The sequence below is a fragment of the Corallococcus sp. AB030 genome (assembly GCF_003668965.1).
GTDB classification, from domain to species: domain Bacteria; phylum Myxococcota; class Myxococcia; order Myxococcales; family Myxococcaceae; genus Corallococcus; species Corallococcus exiguus.
Genome location: NZ_RAWQ01000082.1, coordinates 1 through 17,482, shown reverse-complemented (window position 1 = coordinate 17,482; position 17,482 = coordinate 1). Strand labels below are relative to the sequence as shown.

The window sequence follows — 17,482 nt, the reverse complement described above, 5'->3', positions numbered from 1 at the left end:
ATGAATTGGACGTCCCGCGCGCTATGCGCCGCGGCGCTGCTTTGCACTTCCTCGGCCTTTGCCGCATCGCCGTTCGCGGAAGGGATGATCTCCATCACGTTGGATGACGGCTGGAGCACGCAGTACACGCTGGCGCGGCCTGCGCTGAAGTCGCGGAACATCCCCGCGACGTACTACCTGGTCACCGACGCGGTGGCGCAGGGATGGGGCGGCTACATGAGCCTCGCGCAGGTGCAGACGCTCAAGGCGGAGGGCAATGAAATCGCCAGCCACACGCGCACGCACGCGGACCTCACGTCGCTGACGCCCGCGCAGTTGACGTCGGAACTGCACGACTCGCGCACGTGGCTGCAGACGAACGTGGGGGCGATGTGCGGCAAGGATTTCGCGTCACCCTACGGCGCGTACAACGCGACGGTGATGACGGCGCTGAAGACAGAGTACGCCAGCCACCGCACCATCAACGCGGGCCGCAACTTCAAGGACACGGTCATCTACGAACTGCGCGCCAACGACGTGTCGAGCGCGGTGACGGTGGCGCAGGTGAAGGGGTGGATCAACCAGGCCATCGCGGAGAAGAGCTGGCTCATCATCCTCTTCCACGAGTTCACCAGCAGCGCGCCCACGCGCGAGACGCAGTACCGGACGACGAACTTCACGAACATCCTCAACTACGTGCAGTCCACGGGGATCCGCACGGTGACGGTGGAGCAGGGACTCGCGCTGACGGACGGTCTTACTGAGGCGCCGCCGTCGGTGGGCACGGTGGTCTACGACGACGCGATGGGCAGCGGCTTCCAGAACTGGAGCTGGGCGACGCACGATCTGGATCAGTCCGTCACGGTGCACTCCGGGTCCACGGCGGTCAGCTTCGAGCCGGACTACTGGGAGGCGCTGATGTTCCACCACTCGGGGTTGGATCTGTCGCTGTACCAGTCCATCGACCTCTGGGTGCACGGAGGCACGACGGGTGGACAGCAGGTGCGGCTGGCGCTCTACAACGGCGGCACGCCGCTGGGCAGCATGAGCCTGGAGACGGCGCTGGGGCACCCCATCGCGGCGGGGACCTGGCAGAAGGTCTCCATCCCGCTCAGCGCCCTGGGCGCGACGTCCGGCACGGTGGATGACTTCTACGTGATGGACGAATCGGGATCGGATCAGGGCACGCTGTACATGGACGACTTCGTGCTCGTGCCGTAAGTCGCAGCGCCACTGCGCGCGCCGGTGCCATCTCCGGCGCGCGCGTGAAGGCAATCAGGGCCTACAGCTTGATCAGCTCCACGTCATCCATGTGGATGAAGTTGGAGCCGTTGTGGGCCGGCGACTTGCTGTGCAGGCCGAACTCCAGGTAGCCGTTGGTGACGTTGATGGCGGGCGTCTCCAGCAACGTGTAGTTGCCGTAGGTGCCCAGGTTGGTGATGGCCGGCGCGCAATCACCGCAGTTCTTCACCTGGAAGCGCGCGAAGTCGAACGTGCCTCCCTTGCGGAACCAGGCGCGCAGCTTGTAGTTGCCGGACGCCAGACCGGACTTCGTCTGGTACGTCCACGCCTCGTAGGCCGCCGCCGACGTCCACTGCGTCAGGTGGAAGCTGCCCGAGTGCCCGCCGTTGTACGTCTCCGAGAACGCCGCCGTGCCCGTGCCGTTCGGGCTCCAGGTGGTCCAGCCCGTCATGCCGTTCTCGAAGCCCGGGTTGGTCAGCCCCAGCGACTGCGAGCCGCCCGGCTGGTACCAGCGCACCCACTCCACCTCCATCGTCTTCTTCGCGCCCCAGGCCAGGTCGATGGAGGCCGGCGCCGGGTTTCCGTACCAGACGCCGCCGAGCGCCAGGTTCAGGATGAGGTAGTGGTTCTGCTGGAACTCCGACTCGTTGTGGTTGAACGTCGCCGTGGACACGAAGTCCTTGTCCAGGCGGAACACGATGGTGTTCGCGTTCCACTCCACTTCGTACGTGTGGAAGTCCTGCGACAGGTCCACGCCACGGCTCGCGCCCGTGCCCCAGTCCGCGTTGCCGCCGTTGTGCCAGTGCAGCGCCGACTTCATCCACGTGGGCTCCGTGGACTTCCACTCCAGGATGTCGATCTCGCCCGCGGCCGGCCAGCCCGCGCTCTGGATGTTCGAGCCCAGCGTCCAGAACGCCGGCCACATGCCGTAGCCCGGCGGGACCTTGATGCTCGCGACGATCTTCCCGTAGCGCCCCTCCACCTTGCCCTTGGTGTGGATGCGGCCGGAATAGAACGACCGGTACTGCCCCGCGCAGCGCGAGTCCGTGGGGTTGTCCGCCGTGCGCTCCGCCGAGATGATCAGCTTGCCGTTGGCCACCGCCACGTTCTGCGCGCGCGGGAACTCCAGCTCACCCGTGCCGAAGTTGCAGTTGTTGGTCACCGGATCCCAGTTGCTGGTCAGCACGTTCCACGCGCCCGTGTTCAGCGCCGTGCCCGTGAAGTCGTCCTGCCACGACAGCGACCACCCCGAGCCCGGGTCGTACGCGCGCTCGCCCTGCTGCGTCTGGCCGTAACCCTCCGCCTCCACCGGGGCGGCGGCTTCCGGCTCGGGAGAACAGCCGGAGAGGGTGGTCAGGAGTCCTGCGGCGACGAGGCCTGCTCGAAAAGGGCGGTGCATGAATGCTCCGGGGTAGGGGGAGCATTCATATTTGCCGGTTTTAACGCGTCTTGCCAGGAAGTCTGGAAGCGCCTCAGCCGAGCCACTGGGGATTCTGGACGGTTCCGTCGAAGTGGTGGCTCGTCTTGTACTTCTCGTAGGCGCCGTCCTGGGCAGCGTCCTTCGTCCTGGCGAGCAGGGCCTGGACTTCCTTTTCGCTCAGGGGCTTGAAGGTGCGCGCCGCGGTCAGCGCCTGCTGCAGGCGCTCCTGCGAGTCGATGCCGGTGATGACGACGCTGACGGGCAGGGACAGGTTGTAGCGGAGGCACTCGGGCGCGGTGACGGTCTTGCTGTCCAGGATGAACGGGTCGCCCATGCACTTCATGGCGAGCACGCCGATGCCCTCCTTCACGAGCACGGGCAGCACGCGCTTCTCGAAGCTGTTGAAGTGGGCGTCCATCACGTTGAGGGGCAGTTGCACGGTGTCGAAGCGGAAGCCGTGCTTCTTCGCCGTCTCCAGCATCTTCAGGTGGATGTCCGGGGACTTGTGGCCGGTGAAACCCAGGAAGCGCGCCTTGCCGGCCTTCTGCGCGTCCTTCATCGCCTCGATGGCGCCGCCTTCGGCGAAGGCTCGGTCGGGGTCGTTGTCTCGGATGACTTCGTGGAGTTGGAGCAGGTCCAGGTGGTCTGTCTGGAGACGCTGGAGGGATTCGTCGATCTGCTTCGCGGCGGTCTTCTTGTCGCGGCCGTCGACCTTCGTCATCAGGAAGGCCTTGGCGCGGTAGCCGTCGCGCAGCGCCTTGCCCATGCGCTCCTCGCTCTTGCCGTCGTTGTAGTCCCAGCAGTTGTCCAGGAAGTTGATGCCCTGGTCCAACGCGCCGCGGATGAGCGCGATGCTCTCCGACTCCTCCTTTTGCTTGCCGATGTGGAAGCCCCCGAGCCCGATGCACGAAACCTCCTGGCCGGTGCGGCCCAGCTTGCGGCGGGGCACGGCGGACGCGTTCTTCGCCTTCGCGGGTGAAGCCCCAAGCACGGGTGGGGCAACCATCAGCGACAGCGTCGCGGCGAGGAATTCCTTCCGGGTCATGCGCGGACGTCCTTCTTCCAGAGGGCAGGCAGCGTCTGGGAGGCCGACGTTGGGACCGGGCGCCGCCCGGGACAACGGGCGCGAGGGTCGAATGTGCAGGAGCCACCGCTGCGGAGTGCGTGTGCAGGGCGGGCGTGTGCCGCATAATCGACACCCGCATGCGCATTCCCCTCCTTGTGCGGCGCGTGGGTCCGCTCCTCGCGCTGATCCTCCTGGCCGCGTGCCGCATTGAATCCGCCGCGCCGTCGGGAGGCGCCGCCGTGGCGCAGGCCTCGACCCCGTCTGGCGAGGTGTGGGTCTACACGTCGATGTACCGGCACGTGCTGGATGCGATGGAGCCCTTGCTGAAGGAGCGGCTGCCCGGCGTGCAGGTGCACTGGTACCAGGCGGGCAGTGAGAAGGTGGCCAGCCGGCTGGAGGCGGAGCGGGCCGCGGGCGCGGTGCGGGCGGACGTGCTGATGACGTCGGATCCGTTCCTCTACGAGCGGTTGGCGCGGGATGGCGCGTTCCTGCGCTACGCGTCCGTGAACGCGCTGCGCATTCCGCGAACGCTGCTGGACCTGGACGCGAGGTACGCGGCCGTGCGGCTGTCCACGATGGTCCTGGTGCACCGCGTGGGCGCAGGCGAGGCGCCGAAGTCGTTCGCTGCGCTGGTGGATGGAAGCTGGAAAGGACGGGTGGCCATCGGGGATCCACTCACGTCGGGCACCGCGTTCACGTGGGCGGTGTTCCTGCACGCGCGGCGCGGAGATGCCTACTTCGCCGGGCTGAGGGAGCGGGGTGCGGTGGTGGCGGGAGGCAACGCGGCGGTGCTCCAGAAGGTGGAGAGCGGCGAGGTGGACGCGGGCGTGCTGCTGCTGGAGAACGCGCTGACGGCGAAGGCGAAGGGCAGTCCCATCGAGGTCATCTGGCCGGAGGACGGCGCGGTGGTCATCCCGGGACCGGTGGGACTGTTCGCGTCGACTCGCAATCCGGTGGCGGCGAAGGCGCTGGTGGACGTGCTGCTGTCGCCCGAGGGCCAGCGCATCATCGTGGAGAAGGGGGACATGCACGCCGTGGATCCGCGCCTGAGCGGCCCGCGTGGAGAGTCCGGCGTGGACGGATTGCTGAGCCGCGCGCAGGCCTGGACGCCCGAGCTGCTGGAGCAGGGGTTGCTGCACGGCGGCGACATCAAGGAAGCCTTCAGCCGGGCGTTCGCGCGATGAGTCAGGAACGCCCCTTCGGAGGACGGGAGTGGGCCTCCGCCGGAGCGGCGCGCTCAAAACCTGTCCGACAGTCGGACAGGTTTTCGCTGCCCTGTTGGGAAGGGAGCACCTCCGTCCTGACTGAGGATGCAGCCAGGACGATGGGGAGCGACAGCGGGAAGCCGTCAGCACGCGGGGGCCCCGGCGGCTGTCCAAACCTGTCGGACAGTCGGACAGGTTCGCTCGATGGTCCAAACCTGTCGGACAGTCGGACAGGTTCGCTCGATGGTCCAAACCTGTCGGACAGTCGGAGTGGTTGGTGCGGTGGCCCTGGCCTGTCCGACAGCCGGACAGGTTCGCTCGATAGGCCAAACCTGTCGGACAGTCGGACAGGTTCGCTCGGTAGTCCAAACCAGTCGGACAGTCGGACAGGCTCGTGCGGTGGCCCAGGCTTGTCCGACAGTCGGACAGGTTTTTTCAGTGGGCCGCCGTCGGGGCGCCTCTTCAGGATTCTTCCTTTCTCATCCGCTTGGATTGGCGGCCTGTCCGAAGGACTGGCGTACCGCAAGCGCCAGCACGTGAGCCTTGATGGGGACGCGCGATGAGGGGGCGGTGGATTGCGTTGGCCTTGTGGCTCGTGCCGCTGCTGCTCTTCGCGGTGGTCCCGGTCGTGGCGCTCCTGGTGCGGGGCGTGGGTGCGGCGACGGGGGGATTGGGTTCGGTGCTCGCGGCGGAGTCCGGGGCGTTGGTGAACACGCTTGGCATCTCACTGGGCGCGACGGCGTGGGCGCTGTGCCTGGGGGCTCCGCTGGCCTTCCTCCTGTTCCGCACGGACCTGCCCCTGCGTGGCGCGTTCACCGTGCTGTTCACGCTGCCGTCCGCCATCCCCGCGTTCATCTGGGGCATGGGGTGGCTGTCGCTCGCGAGCCCTCGTGCTGGCTACCTGAACCGCATGCTGGGCGCGGACGTGTTCGACCTCTATGGCGCGGCGGGCATCGCGTTCGTGGAGGGACTCTCGGGCCTGCCGCTGGTGCTGCTCGCGGGGGCGGCGGCGCTGCGGCGCGTGGATCCGGCTCTGGAAGAAGCGGCCCGGGTGTGTGGCGCTTCGCCGCTTCGCGCCGTGCTGAACACCACCGTTCCCCTGGTGATGCCCGCGCTGTTGTCGGGCGCGGTGATGGTGTTCCTCATGGCAGCCTCGTCCTTCGGCGTGCCGTATCTGCTGGGCGTTTCGGCGTCTCCGCCCACCCGCGTCCTCACCACGCGCATCTATGAACTGGTGCTGCTGGGCAGCGAGGAGGGATTGCCTCGTGCGTCAGTGCTCGCGTCGTTCCTCCTTCTGCTTACGCCGATGGCGCTGGGACTGACCTGGGTGCTGGGCCGAAGCGGACGGGTGCGATTGAGCGCGGGGAAGGGCGTGTCTCCTCGCGTGCTCGCGTTGGGGACGTGGCGGACCGCCGCGCTCGCCGGAGTGGGCCTCGTGGGCGGGGTGCTGGTGGTCCTGCCCCTGGCGGCCATCCTGCTCACTTCGCTGCAACGCAGCTTCGGCGCGGCGCTGACCTGGGACGCGCTGACGCTGTCGCACTGGTCTGGCGTGCTGTGGGACGCGCGTACGCTGCGGGCCACGGGGCGCAGTGTGCTGCTCGCCGCGGGGGCGGGCCTGCTGGTGGTGGGGTTGGGCCTTGCAGGTGCGCTCCTTCGGCGAGCCTTTCGTCGTGGCGGCGCGGCCGTGGAGGCGATGGCGGTGTGGCCCTTCGCGGTTCCGGGCACGGTGCTGGCGCTCGCGCTGCTGGTGGCGTTCTCTCGGGACTGGCGGCTGGTGGTGCTGGACCGCGTGGCGTTCGTGCTGGCGCTGGCGCATACGCCGTGGCTGATGCTCGTGGGCTACGTGGGGAAGTACCTGGCGCTCGGCGAACGCAACAGCTCCGAGGCCCTGGCCCAGGTGGATCCTTCGCTCGCGGAGGCCGCGCGCGTCGGCGGTGCCGGGCCCGTGCGGGCGTTCGTGGACGCGACGCTGCCATTGCTGCGGCCCGCGCTCGTGGTGGCGTTCGTGCTCGCGTTCCTCGCGTGCGCCACGGAGATCACTCTGTCCGTGCTGCTCGTGCCCGCGGGCTCCGAGGTCCTGGGCACGCTGCTGTTCGAATTGCAGAGCTACGCGGATCCGGCCGCCGCGGCCGTGCTCGCTTGCGCGTTCGTGGCGCTGGTGGTCGCGGGACAGGCCGTGCTGGCGTGGGCTCGGCGTCGAGTTCCGGAGGTGCGGTGATGGCGGCCATCGTCCTGGAGGACCTGGTCAAGGCTTACGGCGGGACGCCCGTGGTGCGTGGCTTGAGCCTTCAAGTGGGGCAGGGCGAGCTGGTGTCCCTGCTGGGCCCTTCTGGATGTGGGAAGACGACGACGCTGCGGATGCTCGCGGGGTTGGAGCATCCGGACGCAGGCGTCATCCGCCTGGGGGATGAAGTGGTCGCTGGACCCGGCGTGCGCGTTCCTCCCGAGAAGCGCGGCCTGGGCATGGTGTTCCAGAGCTACGCCATCTGGCCGCATCGCAGCGTCGAAGCGAACGTCGCCTATCCCCTGTCGCTCCGGAAGGTGCCCCGCCACGAGGTGGCTTCCCGCGTGCGCGAGGCCCTGCGCTGGGTGCGGCTGGAGGCCTATTCGGCGCGGATGCCGCACGAGCTGTCCGGTGGACAGTTGCAGCGCGTGGCGCTCGCGCGGGCGCTGGTGGCGGGGCCTCGCGTGCTGCTGTTGGACGAGCCCCTTTCCAACCTGGACGCGGCCCTGCGCGAGGAGTTGCGCGCGGAGATCGCCGCGCTGCGAGCCCGGCTGGGCACGACGCTCGTGTTCGTCACGCATGACCAGGGCGAGGCGCTGGCCCTGTCGGACCGCATCGCCGTGATGAACCGGGGCGTCATCGAACAGGTCGACACTCCGGAGCGGCTGTACCGGGAACCGGCGACTCCGTTCGTCGCGGGCTTCGTCGGAGGCGCGAACGTGCTGCGAGGCGAGGTGCGCGCGGGTGCCTTCCACTGCGCGGGGACGGAGACCTCGTTTGAGCTGCCCGTGGACGCGAAGCCCGGGCCGGGAACGCTGGTCGTGCGTCCGGAGGATCTGGAGCTGGGGGAGACCGGAACGCCGCTGGTGCTCTCCGCTCGCCTGTTCCTGGGGCACGCGGCGGAGTACCGCTTCCCGGTGGGAGACGCGTTCCTGCGCGTCATCGGGCCGGCGCTGGAGAGCGTGCGCGCCGGTCAGACGCTCCGGGTGCGCGTGCGCAAGGCCACGGTGTTCGACGCGGGCGCTTGAGGCTCAGTACAGCGTCGTCTTCACCCGGGCTGGCAGCTCACGGTCGTACTCGCCTCCGTCGAAGTCTTCCGGGCTCAGCGCTTCGAGGATGGATCCGGGGCTCGGGAATTCGGCGCGGGGGACTTGCCGGGCCGGGTCCCAGAGCCCGGAGCGGATCAAGGCGCGACTGCACTGGAAGTAGACCGTCTCCACGATGATGCGCAGCACGGAGCGGGGTTGTTTTCCCTCGAAGGTGAAGCGCTCGAGCATGGACGGCTCGATGACGATGCTCGCCCGGCCGTTGACGCGCAGGGTTTCGTTCACGCCCGGGACGAAGAACAGCAGCGCGACGCGCGGATCCGCCACGATGTTCCGCAGCGAGTCCATGCGGTTGTTGCCTCGGCGGTCGGGCAACAGCAGCGTGCGCGCGTCCTCGATGACCACGAACCCGGCGGGGTCTCCTCGCGGCGAGGCATCCAGCCCTTCAGGGCCGGACGTGGCGAGCACCATGAACGGCGATCGCTCGATGAAGGGTCGGTACGCCGGGTGGAGGTGGTCCACCTCCTTGAGCACGGACGACTTCCCAGGAACCCCGTACAGGCGTTCGAGCGTCTCCACATCGTTCACGGTCTTCATCCGGGGGCGCCTCCCGGGGCCTTTTTAGGCATTTAAAATGGCCATGTCACACGCGGCACCGGCTGCGTCGTCCTGGGGATGGAAGGGCACTTCGCCCCCCAGAACGAGGAGTTCCCAATGAAGGCCAGGATGAATCCTTTCGCGGTCGCGCCGGAGGCCCTCAAGTCCATGATGGAGTACAGCGGGAAGGTGTCGGCGCTCGGGCTGGAATCGAACCTCCAGGAGTTGGTGAAGATCCGCGCCTCGCAGCTCAATGGCTGCGCCTTCTGCATCCACATGCACACCCGCGACGCCCGCGCGCACGGGGAGACCGAGGAGCGCATCTACCTGCTGGACGGCTGGCGTGAGTCGCCGCTGTACACCGAGCGCGAGCGGGCGGCCCTGGGCTGGACCGAGACCTTGACGCTCGTCTCCCAGACGCACGCCCCGGATGCGGACTACGCTGCGCTCAAGCCGCACTTCACGGAAGAGGAGATCGTGAGCCTGACCCTCCTGATTGGCCTGATCAACACCTGGAACCGGATCTCCGTCGGCTTCCGGTCCATGCACCCGGTGACCTCGCGCAGTGAAACCGCCTGACGTGAACCCCGCGGACGCCTTCGACCCGCTCCGCCCCCGCCTGCTCCGCATCGCGTACCGGATGCTGGGCATCGTCGCGGAGGCGGAGGACGTGGTGCAGGAGGCGTACTTGCGTTGGCACCAGACGGACCGCGACGCCGTGCGGGACGCCGAGGCCGTGCTCGTCCGGACGGTGACGCGCCTGTGTCTGGACGTCCTGAAGTCCGCGCGCGTCCGGCGCGAAGAGTACGTGGGCACCTGGCTTCCAGAGCCCATCATCGAGACAGTGGAGGGCGACGACTTGACGCTGACCCTGATGATGGCCCTGGAGCGCCTGTCCCCGCTGGAGCGCGCCGCGTTCCTCCTGCATGACGTGTTCGGCATGGACTTCGAGCAGGTGGCGAAGGCCATCGAGCGCGATCCCGCGGCGTGCCGCCAGCTGGCCAGCCGGGCGCGGGCCCACGTGCAGGAGGCCCGGCCCCGCTTCCCGGTGACGGAGGCCCGGGGCCATGAGCTGGCCTCGGCGTTCTACGCCGCATCCCGGAGCGGAGACACGCACGCGCTTCAGGCGCTCCTCGCCCAGGATGTCGTGTTCTACGCGGATGGGGGCGGCAAGACGAAGGCGGTGCTCAATCCCATCTTCGGCCAGGAGAAGATCGTGCGCATGCTCGAGGCGTTCGTCCGACGCGCGGGCGTGAACGCGTCGCAGCTCGTGCATGAGGGCACCATCGACGGCCTGCCCGCATTCGTCACGCTGGAGCCGGACGGGACGCTGCAGACGACGGCGCTCGGCATCGAGGATGGCCGCATCGTCGCCCTCTATGTCACGCGCAACCCCGACAAGCTGAAGGGCATCCGGCGGGCGGTGGTGGAGGAGTCGTCGTAAGGGTTCAGCCCGCGGCGAAGGACTCGCGCGCGAACTCGACGAACCGCAGCAGGGCCGGGGAGCTTCCGGCCTTGCGCCACGCGATGGCGGTGTTCGTCACCGGCGCGTCCTCCGGCAGGTCGATGAAGGCCACGCCGGAGTGGTGCTCCGTGTCGGGCGTGTGCGGCATGGGCGCGATGCCGAAGCCCGCGGAGACGAACCAGATCTTCGTCGCGACGTTCTGCGCGTACTGGCGCACCGCCGGTTCCACCCCCGCGTCGCGGAGCCGCTCGAAGAACCCCGCGTAGTAGTCCGGCGGCGCGACGCCGGGCTCCACCAGGACGAGCGGCTCCTCCCGCAGCTCCTTCCACGCCACCGCCTTCCGCTTCGCGAACGGATGCCGTGAGGGCACCGCCAGCCGGAAGGGCTCGCGGCGGATGACGTGCGAGACGACGTCCGGAGGCATCCGCTCCCGCGGGCGCAGGATGCCCACGTCCAGCGTGCCCCGCTCCAGGGCCTCCAGCTGCCACGCGGAGGGATGGTTGCTCAGCTCGATGTGGACCCCCGGCGCCTTCTTCTGGAAGGCCCGCAGCATCGCCGCGAACCGCGGCGTCGCGAACGACGAGATGAGGCCCAGCACCAGCACGTCCTGTTCGCCCCGGGCCTGCCGCGCCGCGTGCTCCTGGAACCGCTTCGCACGCTCCAGGAGTTGGTGGGCTTCCGGTAGCAGCTCGCGTCCCAGCTTCGTGAGGCGCACCGCGCGGGCTTCGCGTTCGAAGAGGGCTCCACCCAGTTCCGTTTCGAACTTGCGGATCTGCTGACTGAGCGGCGGCTGGGCGATGTGCAGGCGCTTCGCGGCGCGGGTGAAGCTGAGCTCCTCCGCGACCGCGACGAAGTACCGCAGGTGGCGCAGCTCCATGGTCCATACGCTCCAGGTCTGAGTTCCAGACCCATGATATATTGGAAGTATGGTTGGGGGAGCGCTAGGCATGTCGCATGGAGACCTCCTCCGCCGTGCTCCCCACCGCCGTGCCCCAGGCCGTGCCGATGGATCGCCGGCTGCTGTGGACGATGACGACGGCGACGGTGCTCGCGGTGGGCAACGTCTATTACAGCCAGCCGCTCCTGGGCGTCATCGCGCGGACCTTCGGCCTGTCCGCCTCCGCCGTGGGCTCCGTGCCGATGATGTCGCAGCTGGGCTACGTGGCCGGACTGGTGCTCCTGACGCCGCTGGGCGACGTGCTGGAGAAGCGCGGTCTGCTGGTGACGATGCTGGGGCTCGCGGCGGCGGCGCTCTTCGCGGTGGGCCTGGCGCCCACGTTCCCGCTGTTCCTGGCCGCCTGCGTGGCCATTGGCCTGACGTCCGTGCTGGTGCAGATCCTCATCCCCTTCGTCGCGGCGCTCAGCTCGCCCGAGGAGCGGGGGAGGAACCTGGGCGTGGTGCTCAGCGCCGCGCTGGTGGGCGTGCTCATCTCCCGCACGCTCAGCGGCTTCGTGGCGACACACCTGGGCTGGCGTGGGGTGTACTTCGCGGCCGGCGCGACCATGGTGGGCCTGGCGATGACGCTGCGGCTGGGACTGCCTCGCTACGAGTCCTCCACGCGGCTGACCTATCCGCGCCTCCTGCAGTCGCTGTGGACGCTGCCGCGGGACGTGCCCGGGCTCCGGGCCATCGCGTTCACGGGCGCGCTGATGTACGCGGCGCTCTCCGCGTTCTGGGCTTCGCTGGCCTTCTTCCTGAGCAGTGACGCGTACCACCAGGGGCCGGGAACGGCGGGCATGTTCGGTCTCATCGGGACGGTGGGGGCGCTCGCCGCGAATGTCACGGGCCGGCATGCGCAGCGCATTGGCGCGCGGCGCATCGTCCGGGCGTGCATCGTCACGATGCTGGCGGCCTTCGGGGTGTTCGCCGTCTTCGGCACGCTGTGGGCCGGGCTCATCGCGGGCGTGGTGCTGCTGGACCTGGGGGCGCAGGCCGCCACGGTGTCCAACCAGACGGAGCTGTACCGCCTGCACCCCACCGCGCAGACGCGCCTCAACACGCTCTACAAGATGTTCTACTTCGTGGGCGGTGCCTGTGGTTCCGCGCTCTCCGCCATCGCGTGGGACCACGCGGGCTGGCGGGGCGTGTGCGCGGTGGGCGGTGGGTTCCTGGTCCTCGCGTTCGTGTGGGAACAGATCCAGGCGCGGCGGGCCGTCACTTCGCCTTCCGTCACTTGACCGAAGGCAGCTTCTTCGCGAGCGCGTCGATGGCGGCGCGCACCCGCACGGGCAAGGTGGGGCGACGAGGGCACCTGGAGGCACTGGCGCGCGCGGTGGACGCCACCGGGCTCAAGCCGGTCATCGACGCGTGCCATCCGCCGGAGGCCCTGCCCACGGCCCTGGAGCGCGTTCGGGAAGATCGTGGTGGAGTCCCACTGAGCCACGCGGAGTAGGGTGCGGCGCATGTCGTCGCGCCCCTCCGCCGAAAGCCCACGCCGCTTCCACGACGAGCCGTTGGTCGTCGTCTTGCGCCACCTGGAGGCGCTGTTGGCGTCCGGGCCCGTGTCCATCGACGTGCCGGATCCGGACCTGGGCCACGGGCGCTATCCCGGCGAGCGCGTGGAGGGTGGGCTCGTGCACCGGCCGCTGCGGAGCTGGTGCGACCTGGCGGAGGGGCTGTCGTGCCGCCTGCGCACGCCTCGCGGGGTGGATACGACGCACGTGCGGCTCACGTTCGAGCCACTGGGCTCGGAGGCTTCGTGGCACGCGGGAGGCGGGACACGGACGGACGCGCCACAGGAGCGCTATGGCGCCGCGTCCGACTTCGCGCGCGTGCGGAAGTTCGAGGACGCGGGCTTCCTGCTGCCCTGGCTGGAGGCAGTGGGGCGGCTGCCGCTGCCACCGGGCGCGAGGCTCCTGGACCTGGGCGTCAACCGGGGTGATGAGCTGGCCGCGTTCGAGGATGTGGAGGGCATCCGCTTCGTCGGAGTGGACCACAGTGCGAGTGCGTTGGCGGAGGCTCGCGCGGCGTTTCCGGATCCGCGCCATGCGTTCGTGCAGGCGGACCTGAACGCGTTGCCCTCGGACCTGGGCCGCTTCGACGCGGTGGTGTCGGTGGGCACGTTGCAGAGCCCGGGCGTGGATGACCGGGCGCTCTTGCGCAAGCTGGTGCAGGAGCACCTGGAGCCCAGGGCCTCGCTGGTGCTGGGCTTCCCCAACTCACGCTTCCGCGACGGAGAGGTCGTGTACGGCGCGCGCGTGCGCAACCTGCGCGAACCGGACCTGTCGCTGCTGGTGAAGGACCTGTCCTTCTACCGCCGCTACCTGCACCAGCACGGCTTCCGCACGTTCCTGGGCGGCAAGTACGACCTGCTGCTCACGGCGGTGAGAGGTCAGGCTTCCGGTTCGGGTGATGAAGACGCCTGAGGCTTCGACTCCGCCTCGGGCTGCGAGAGGTGATGGGCCGTGAGAGGGATCACCAGCAGGCTGCCCAGCCAGAAGATGAAGCCAATGGAGGGGTAGAGCAGCTCCAGGTAGCGGTCCCCGCCGCTTTCATCCGCGGGGATGGGGTTGATGTACCAGGTGAGCGACGTCAGTCCGAGGATGGACGCCGCGCCGCCGACCCAGAGCGCCTTCCGGTCCGCACCCACCAGGAGCATGACGAAGGCCACGCACAACAGGGGGTTCGCGAACCAGCCGAACTGCATCGTGAACACCCCCAGCCAACCCATGAGCAGCAGCGCGAGGCCCCACATCTGTTCCTCGTCACGCTTGTTCGCGTTGAACACGGTCATCGCGGGCGTCGCACAGGCGAGCACGAAGAGCAGGGCCGACGCGCCACAGGCGAGGAGGCGTGTCTTCTGTTGGGACTGGGCGTGGGCAGAAGGCGCTGGACGAGGAGAGGTCATCGGGGCGGATGCTACTTCATTCCCCTGGCGTTCCATGGAGGGCTCAGTGCAGGACCCCGTCGTCGGAGATCCCCCACACCGGGTCGAAGCCATTGGTGATGTAGACCCGATCGAAATGGCTGTTGCAGCTCAGCACCATGGAAGCGCTTTGTGAGGGCGACAGCTTCGCGAGCCTGACGGCATGTTCGAAGGCGTCATCGGACGTCGGCTGGGCATTCTCGCGAGCGGCCCGGCAGGCTTCGGTCGCCACGGCATGAAGCCGGTACAGCCCGCGGAGCTGGTATGCCGTGCCAGAGAAGAAGAAGCACACCGGTGCGGCGAGGAGCAGTGCGAGCACCGACAACCGCCGGCTCGGCTTGGACACCCGTGACAGGATTCCCAGGACGGCCAGGGCGAAGAACAGCCCCGCCACGAGCACGAGCGGGAAATCCAGCAGCAGCAGGGCAAACGGGCCGAAGGCCACCGCCGTCGCCAGGAGCAACAAGAGGAACACTGGTAAGGCCAGGAGCCATGAGAGCACCGACAGCCGCCGGCTCGGCTTGAGTGCCCGTGACAGGATTGCCGCGATGGCCAGGACGAAGGACAGCCCTGCCGCGGCCGCGAGCGGGCTGTTCCTGTAACCCATCCGCAGCGCTTGGGGAAACGGGGCGAAGGACACCACCGCGACCAGGAGCAGCAGCAGCGCCACGATGGGCACTGCCCGCCACAGGGTCGTTTCCTCCTCGAGTCGAAGCCACCTGGGGACCATGTCTTCGTGTGCCTCCGAGGCTACTTTGCCACCTTGGCGCGCAGCTTCTCCAGCGTCTGGGCCAGGCGGCGGGCGCGGGTCTCTTCTTTCTTCGCTTCGGTGAGCGCCTTCACGAACTCCTTGCGGTGCGTGAACGCCAGGTTCGTGAAGACGTCCCGCAGCGCGGGCTCCGCGTTCAGCGCGCGCTGGAGGTCTTCCGGCACCTCGATCTCCCGAGGTGCCGTGTCCCGCTCCAGCGTGATGCTCAGCATCGCGCCGTCCTCGACGCCCGCGGCCTCGCGCACCTCCTTGGTGAAGCCCAGGTAGGTGATGCCTCCGTACACCATCAACCGGCTCCGGAAGGGCTGGCCGTTGACGGTGCCCACCACGGGCGGCCGGGCTTCGCCGTACTCCTCGCGGCTGTCGAACGGACAGCGCACGAACCGGCCTCCCATGTCGTTGGCAACCTCGAGCTTCGCCTTGAACTTGCGCGCGGCCATGAGCGTGTCCCGGGCCTACGGCTTGACGAACTTGAACGCGAACCGGTCGCTCGTGCCCCGGCGCTCGCCCGCGGCGCCCGGACTGGAGCTCCAGTCGCGCGTGTCCTCCGGGTTGCGCCAGGTGTTGTTCTCCTCCTGGAACTGGAAGCCCGCGGCCTGCACCTCGTCACGCACCAGTTGCTCGTCGATGCGGTGCAGCGTCTGGCCTTCCGTGATGCCCGTGCCCGCCTTCGCGCTGGAGTCGAGGATGACGTACACGCCGCCCGGCTTGAGCGCCTGGAACACCGCCGCGTTCATCTTCGCCCGGTCGACGCCCAGCCATCCCGTGTCGTGGTAGATGATGTGGCTCACCACCGCGTCCAGCGTGCCGTTCATCTCGGGCGGGAAGGGCGCGTCCAGCTCACGGTCCAGGCGCACCACGTTCTGGTTCATCGGCCGCGCCAGCCGCTCCTGCCACGGCTTCTCCGCGAACCGCTCCAGCACGACCTTGGGGTTCTCGCCGTACACCTTGCCCTCGGGCCCCACCGCGCGCGCCAGCAGCTCCGTGGTGTAGCCGCCACCCGCCATCAGCTCCGCCACGTGCATGCCGGACTTCACGCCCACGAACTCCAGCAGGGCGGCCGGATGCCGGCCCGCGTCCAGCTTGCGGTCCGCCTCCGTGCGGTCCGGCGCATCCACCAGCGCCTGTGCGGATACGGCCGCCGCCTGCGTCTGGGGGGAAGACGCCGGAGCCGTGGGCGTCGAGTGGGAACAGCCCGCGAGGACCAGGAGCGATGCCGCCATCAGTGCATTTCGCATGGGCGATCCATACCGCCCGCGCCCGCGCCTGCCTTCCGAAAAGAAGGTCATTGTCCGCTTGCGGGACGCCACGTGCCACGAGCGGACACCGCGCGTCCGTCCCGGAGGCCCTCCGACCCGCAGGGCGGCCGTGGCGCTAGAGTTGCAGCCCGCCCTGGACCGACGCCATGTCCCAGCTCCTCCAAGACGTCCGCCTGTCGCTGCGCCGGATGCGCCGCGAGCCCGTGTTCACCACGGTGGTGGTGGCCACGCTCGCGCTCGCCATCGGGGCCACCACCGCGGTCTTCAGCCTCGTGTATCAGGTGCTGCTCAAGCCCCTGCCGTACCCCGAACCCCAGGAGCTGCTGCGCCTCTACCAGTCCACGCCGCAGCGTGAGCGAGGCGGTGTGGCGTACTCGTACCTCCAGGCGTGGCGCGAGCGCCCTGGCGTGTTCCAGGCCATCGAGGGCGCCACCGCGATGGACTACACGCTGACCGGCCCGAGCGCGGCGCAGCGGGTGCGCGCGGGGCTCGCGACGCCGGGCCTGCTGTCACTGCTGGGCGTGCGGCCCGAGCGTGGACAGGGCTTCGGACCTGAGTCCCAGGGGGCAGGGCGAGACCGGAGCGTGCTCGTGTCCCACGCCTTCTGGTGGAGCCACTTCGGTGGACGCGCGGACGTGGTGGGCCAGACGCTCACGTTGGATGGCGCGCCCCATGTCGTCCAGGGCGTGCTGCCCGCGTCGTTCCGCTTCTGGCCGGGCGTGGACCTGTGGAAGCCGCTGACGCCCGCGCCCCCGGGTCAGGCTTCGGAGGAGCTGTACCTGCGGGGCGTGGGCCGGTTGCGGCCGGGTGTCCCGCTGGAGCGCGCCCGCGCGGAGCTGGAGGCGCACTCGCGCGCCTGGGCCGCGACGATGGGCGGGAGTGAAGCGGCGCCCGGGGTGCGGCTGGTGCCGTTGCATGAGCAGGTGGTGGAGACCTCGCGCGAGCAACTGTGGCTGCTGGCCGGAGTGATGGCGCTGGTGCTGTGCGTGGCGTGCGCCAATGTGGCGAACCTGCTGCTCGCGCGCGCCAGTGCCCGCGAGCGCGAAGTGGCGGTGCGCGCGGCGCTGGGCGCGGACCGGGGACGGCTGGTGCGGCAGTTCCTGGCGGAGAGCGCGGTGCTGGCCCTGATGGGCGGCGCGGCGGGCCTGCTGCTGGCGTTGTGGGGGATGGACCTCCTGCGCGTGTTCGTCCCCGGAGAGGTCGTGTCGCCGGAGGAACTCCGGCTGGAGCCGCACGTGCTCGCCATCGCGGCGGGCCTGTCCCTGACGACCAGCGTCCTCTTCGGCCTGGTGCCCGCGCTGCGCGCATCCCGCGCGGAGGCGAAGGGGGCGCTCGGGGGGCTTC

General features: G+C 69.2%; 18 protein-coding genes. 10 read left to right on the top strand and 8 right to left on the bottom strand.

Features of this window, described 5'->3' with window-relative positions; all coding sequences use genetic code 11:
* Nucleotides 1-84: 84 nt before the first annotated feature.
* Nucleotides 85-1,200, top strand: a complete 1,116-nt coding sequence (locus D7Y15_RS20270) for a polysaccharide deacetylase family protein (RefSeq protein ID WP_233605033.1) — start codon at nucleotides 85-87, stop codon at nucleotides 1,198-1,200.
* 61 nt (nucleotides 1,201-1,261) lie between these two features.
* Here the strand turns inward: D7Y15_RS20270 and D7Y15_RS20265 are convergent, their stop codons facing one another.
* Both D7Y15_RS20265 and D7Y15_RS20260 read right to left on the bottom strand, forming a co-directional pair.
* On the bottom strand, nucleotides 1,262-2,620 hold the full coding sequence (locus tag D7Y15_RS20265) for a family 16 glycosylhydrolase (protein ID WP_120577795.1): 1,359 nt from the start codon (nucleotides 2,618-2,620) through the stop codon (nucleotides 1,262-1,264).
* Nucleotides 2,621-2,693: 73 nt separating this feature from the next.
* The gene (locus D7Y15_RS20260; RefSeq protein WP_120577794.1) at nucleotides 2,694-3,686 is read right to left on the bottom strand and encodes an aldo/keto reductase; all 993 of its coding nucleotides are present in this window, start codon (nucleotides 3,684-3,686) and stop codon (nucleotides 2,694-2,696) included.
* A 158-nt stretch (nucleotides 3,687-3,844) separates the two neighbouring features.
* On the opposite strand from D7Y15_RS20260, the gene D7Y15_RS20255 reads away from it, so the two are divergent.
* The 3 genes from D7Y15_RS20255 to D7Y15_RS20245 all read left to right on the top strand — a co-directional run bounded on the left by D7Y15_RS20255 (nucleotide 3,845) and on the right by D7Y15_RS20245 (nucleotide 8,164).
* Nucleotides 3,845-4,891: an ABC transporter substrate-binding protein gene (locus D7Y15_RS20255; RefSeq protein ID WP_121753644.1), complete on the top strand. Its 1,047-nt coding sequence runs from the start codon at nucleotides 3,845-3,847 to the stop codon at nucleotides 4,889-4,891.
* 580 nt (nucleotides 4,892-5,471) lie between these two features.
* The gene (locus tag D7Y15_RS20250; protein WP_121753628.1) at nucleotides 5,472-7,130 is read left to right on the top strand and encodes an iron ABC transporter permease; all 1,659 of its coding nucleotides are present in this window, start codon (nucleotides 5,472-5,474) and stop codon (nucleotides 7,128-7,130) included.
* Nucleotides 7,130-8,164, top strand: a complete 1,035-nt coding sequence (locus tag D7Y15_RS20245) for an ABC transporter ATP-binding protein (RefSeq protein WP_199733809.1) — start codon at nucleotides 7,130-7,132, stop codon at nucleotides 8,162-8,164. The genes D7Y15_RS20250 and D7Y15_RS20245 overlap by 1 nt, the downstream gene beginning before the upstream one ends.
* A 3-nt stretch (nucleotides 8,165-8,167) precedes the next feature.
* On the opposite strand, the gene D7Y15_RS20240 is transcribed toward D7Y15_RS20245, so the two are convergent.
* A complete protein-coding gene (locus D7Y15_RS20240; RefSeq protein ID WP_120577790.1) occupies nucleotides 8,168-8,779 on the bottom strand; it encodes a pyridoxamine 5'-phosphate oxidase family protein in 612 nt (203 codons plus the stop codon).
* A gap of 117 nt (nucleotides 8,780-8,896) precedes the next feature.
* On the opposite strand from D7Y15_RS20240, the gene D7Y15_RS20235 reads away from it, so the two are divergent.
* On the top strand, nucleotides 8,897-9,358 hold the full coding sequence (locus D7Y15_RS20235) for a carboxymuconolactone decarboxylase family protein (RefSeq protein WP_120577789.1): 462 nt from the start codon (nucleotides 8,897-8,899) through the stop codon (nucleotides 9,356-9,358).
* A 1-nt stretch (nucleotide 9,359) separates the two neighbouring features.
* Complete coding sequence (locus D7Y15_RS20230) at nucleotides 9,360-10,223, top strand: sigma-70 family RNA polymerase sigma factor (protein WP_121753627.1); 864 nt, start codon at nucleotides 9,360-9,362, stop codon at nucleotides 10,221-10,223.
* Nucleotides 10,224-10,227: 4 nt separating this feature from the next.
* Here the strand turns inward: D7Y15_RS20230 and D7Y15_RS20225 are convergent, their stop codons facing one another.
* Nucleotides 10,228-11,121, bottom strand: coding sequence for a LysR family transcriptional regulator (locus D7Y15_RS20225; protein ID WP_158629078.1), 894 nt, complete (start codon nucleotides 11,119-11,121; stop codon nucleotides 10,228-10,230).
* Between the two features lie 77 nt (nucleotides 11,122-11,198).
* On the opposite strand from D7Y15_RS20225, the gene D7Y15_RS20220 reads away from it, so the two are divergent.
* The 3 genes from D7Y15_RS20220 to D7Y15_RS20210 are packed head-to-tail and all read left to right on the top strand — an operon-like array spanning nucleotide 11,199 to nucleotide 13,610.
* On the top strand, nucleotides 11,199-12,422 hold the full coding sequence (locus D7Y15_RS20220) for an MFS transporter (protein WP_121753625.1): 1,224 nt from the start codon (nucleotides 11,199-11,201) through the stop codon (nucleotides 12,420-12,422).
* Nucleotides 12,419-12,637, top strand: coding sequence for a hypothetical protein (locus D7Y15_RS20215; RefSeq protein ID WP_233605032.1), 219 nt, complete (start codon nucleotides 12,419-12,421; stop codon nucleotides 12,635-12,637). Before D7Y15_RS20220 ends, D7Y15_RS20215 begins: the two co-directional genes overlap by 4 nt.
* Before the next feature lie 10 nt (nucleotides 12,638-12,647).
* Entirely contained in the window at nucleotides 12,648-13,610 is a 963-nt protein-coding gene (locus D7Y15_RS20210; RefSeq protein WP_121753624.1) for a bifunctional 2-polyprenyl-6-hydroxyphenol methylase/3-demethylubiquinol 3-O-methyltransferase UbiG, read from the top strand.
* Here D7Y15_RS20210 and D7Y15_RS20205 read toward each other — a convergent pair.
* The 4 genes from D7Y15_RS20205 to D7Y15_RS20190 all read right to left on the bottom strand — a co-directional run bounded on the left by D7Y15_RS20205 (nucleotide 13,577) and on the right by D7Y15_RS20190 (nucleotide 16,117).
* Entirely contained in the window at nucleotides 13,577-14,092 is a 516-nt protein-coding gene (locus D7Y15_RS20205; RefSeq protein ID WP_120581624.1) for a hypothetical protein, read from the bottom strand. The two genes, D7Y15_RS20210 and D7Y15_RS20205, sit on opposite strands and share 34 nt — an antisense overlap.
* A gap of 43 nt (nucleotides 14,093-14,135) precedes the next feature.
* Nucleotides 14,136-14,780, bottom strand: a complete 645-nt coding sequence (locus D7Y15_RS20200; RefSeq protein ID WP_126934416.1) for a hypothetical protein — start codon at nucleotides 14,778-14,780, stop codon at nucleotides 14,136-14,138.
* 80 nt (nucleotides 14,781-14,860) lie between these two features.
* On the bottom strand, nucleotides 14,861-15,319 hold the full coding sequence (locus D7Y15_RS20195) for a YdeI/OmpD-associated family protein (protein ID WP_121753622.1): 459 nt from the start codon (nucleotides 15,317-15,319) through the stop codon (nucleotides 14,861-14,863).
* Nucleotides 15,320-15,334: 15 nt separating this feature from the next.
* Entirely contained in the window at nucleotides 15,335-16,117 is a 783-nt protein-coding gene (locus D7Y15_RS20190) for a class I SAM-dependent methyltransferase (protein WP_121753621.1), read from the bottom strand.
* Nucleotides 16,118-16,284: 167 nt separating this feature from the next.
* On the opposite strand from D7Y15_RS20190, the gene D7Y15_RS20185 reads away from it, so the two are divergent.
* Nucleotides 16,285-17,482 (top strand): FtsX-like permease family protein (locus D7Y15_RS20185; RefSeq protein ID WP_121753620.1); only part of this gene is annotated, 1,198 nt, incomplete at its 3' end.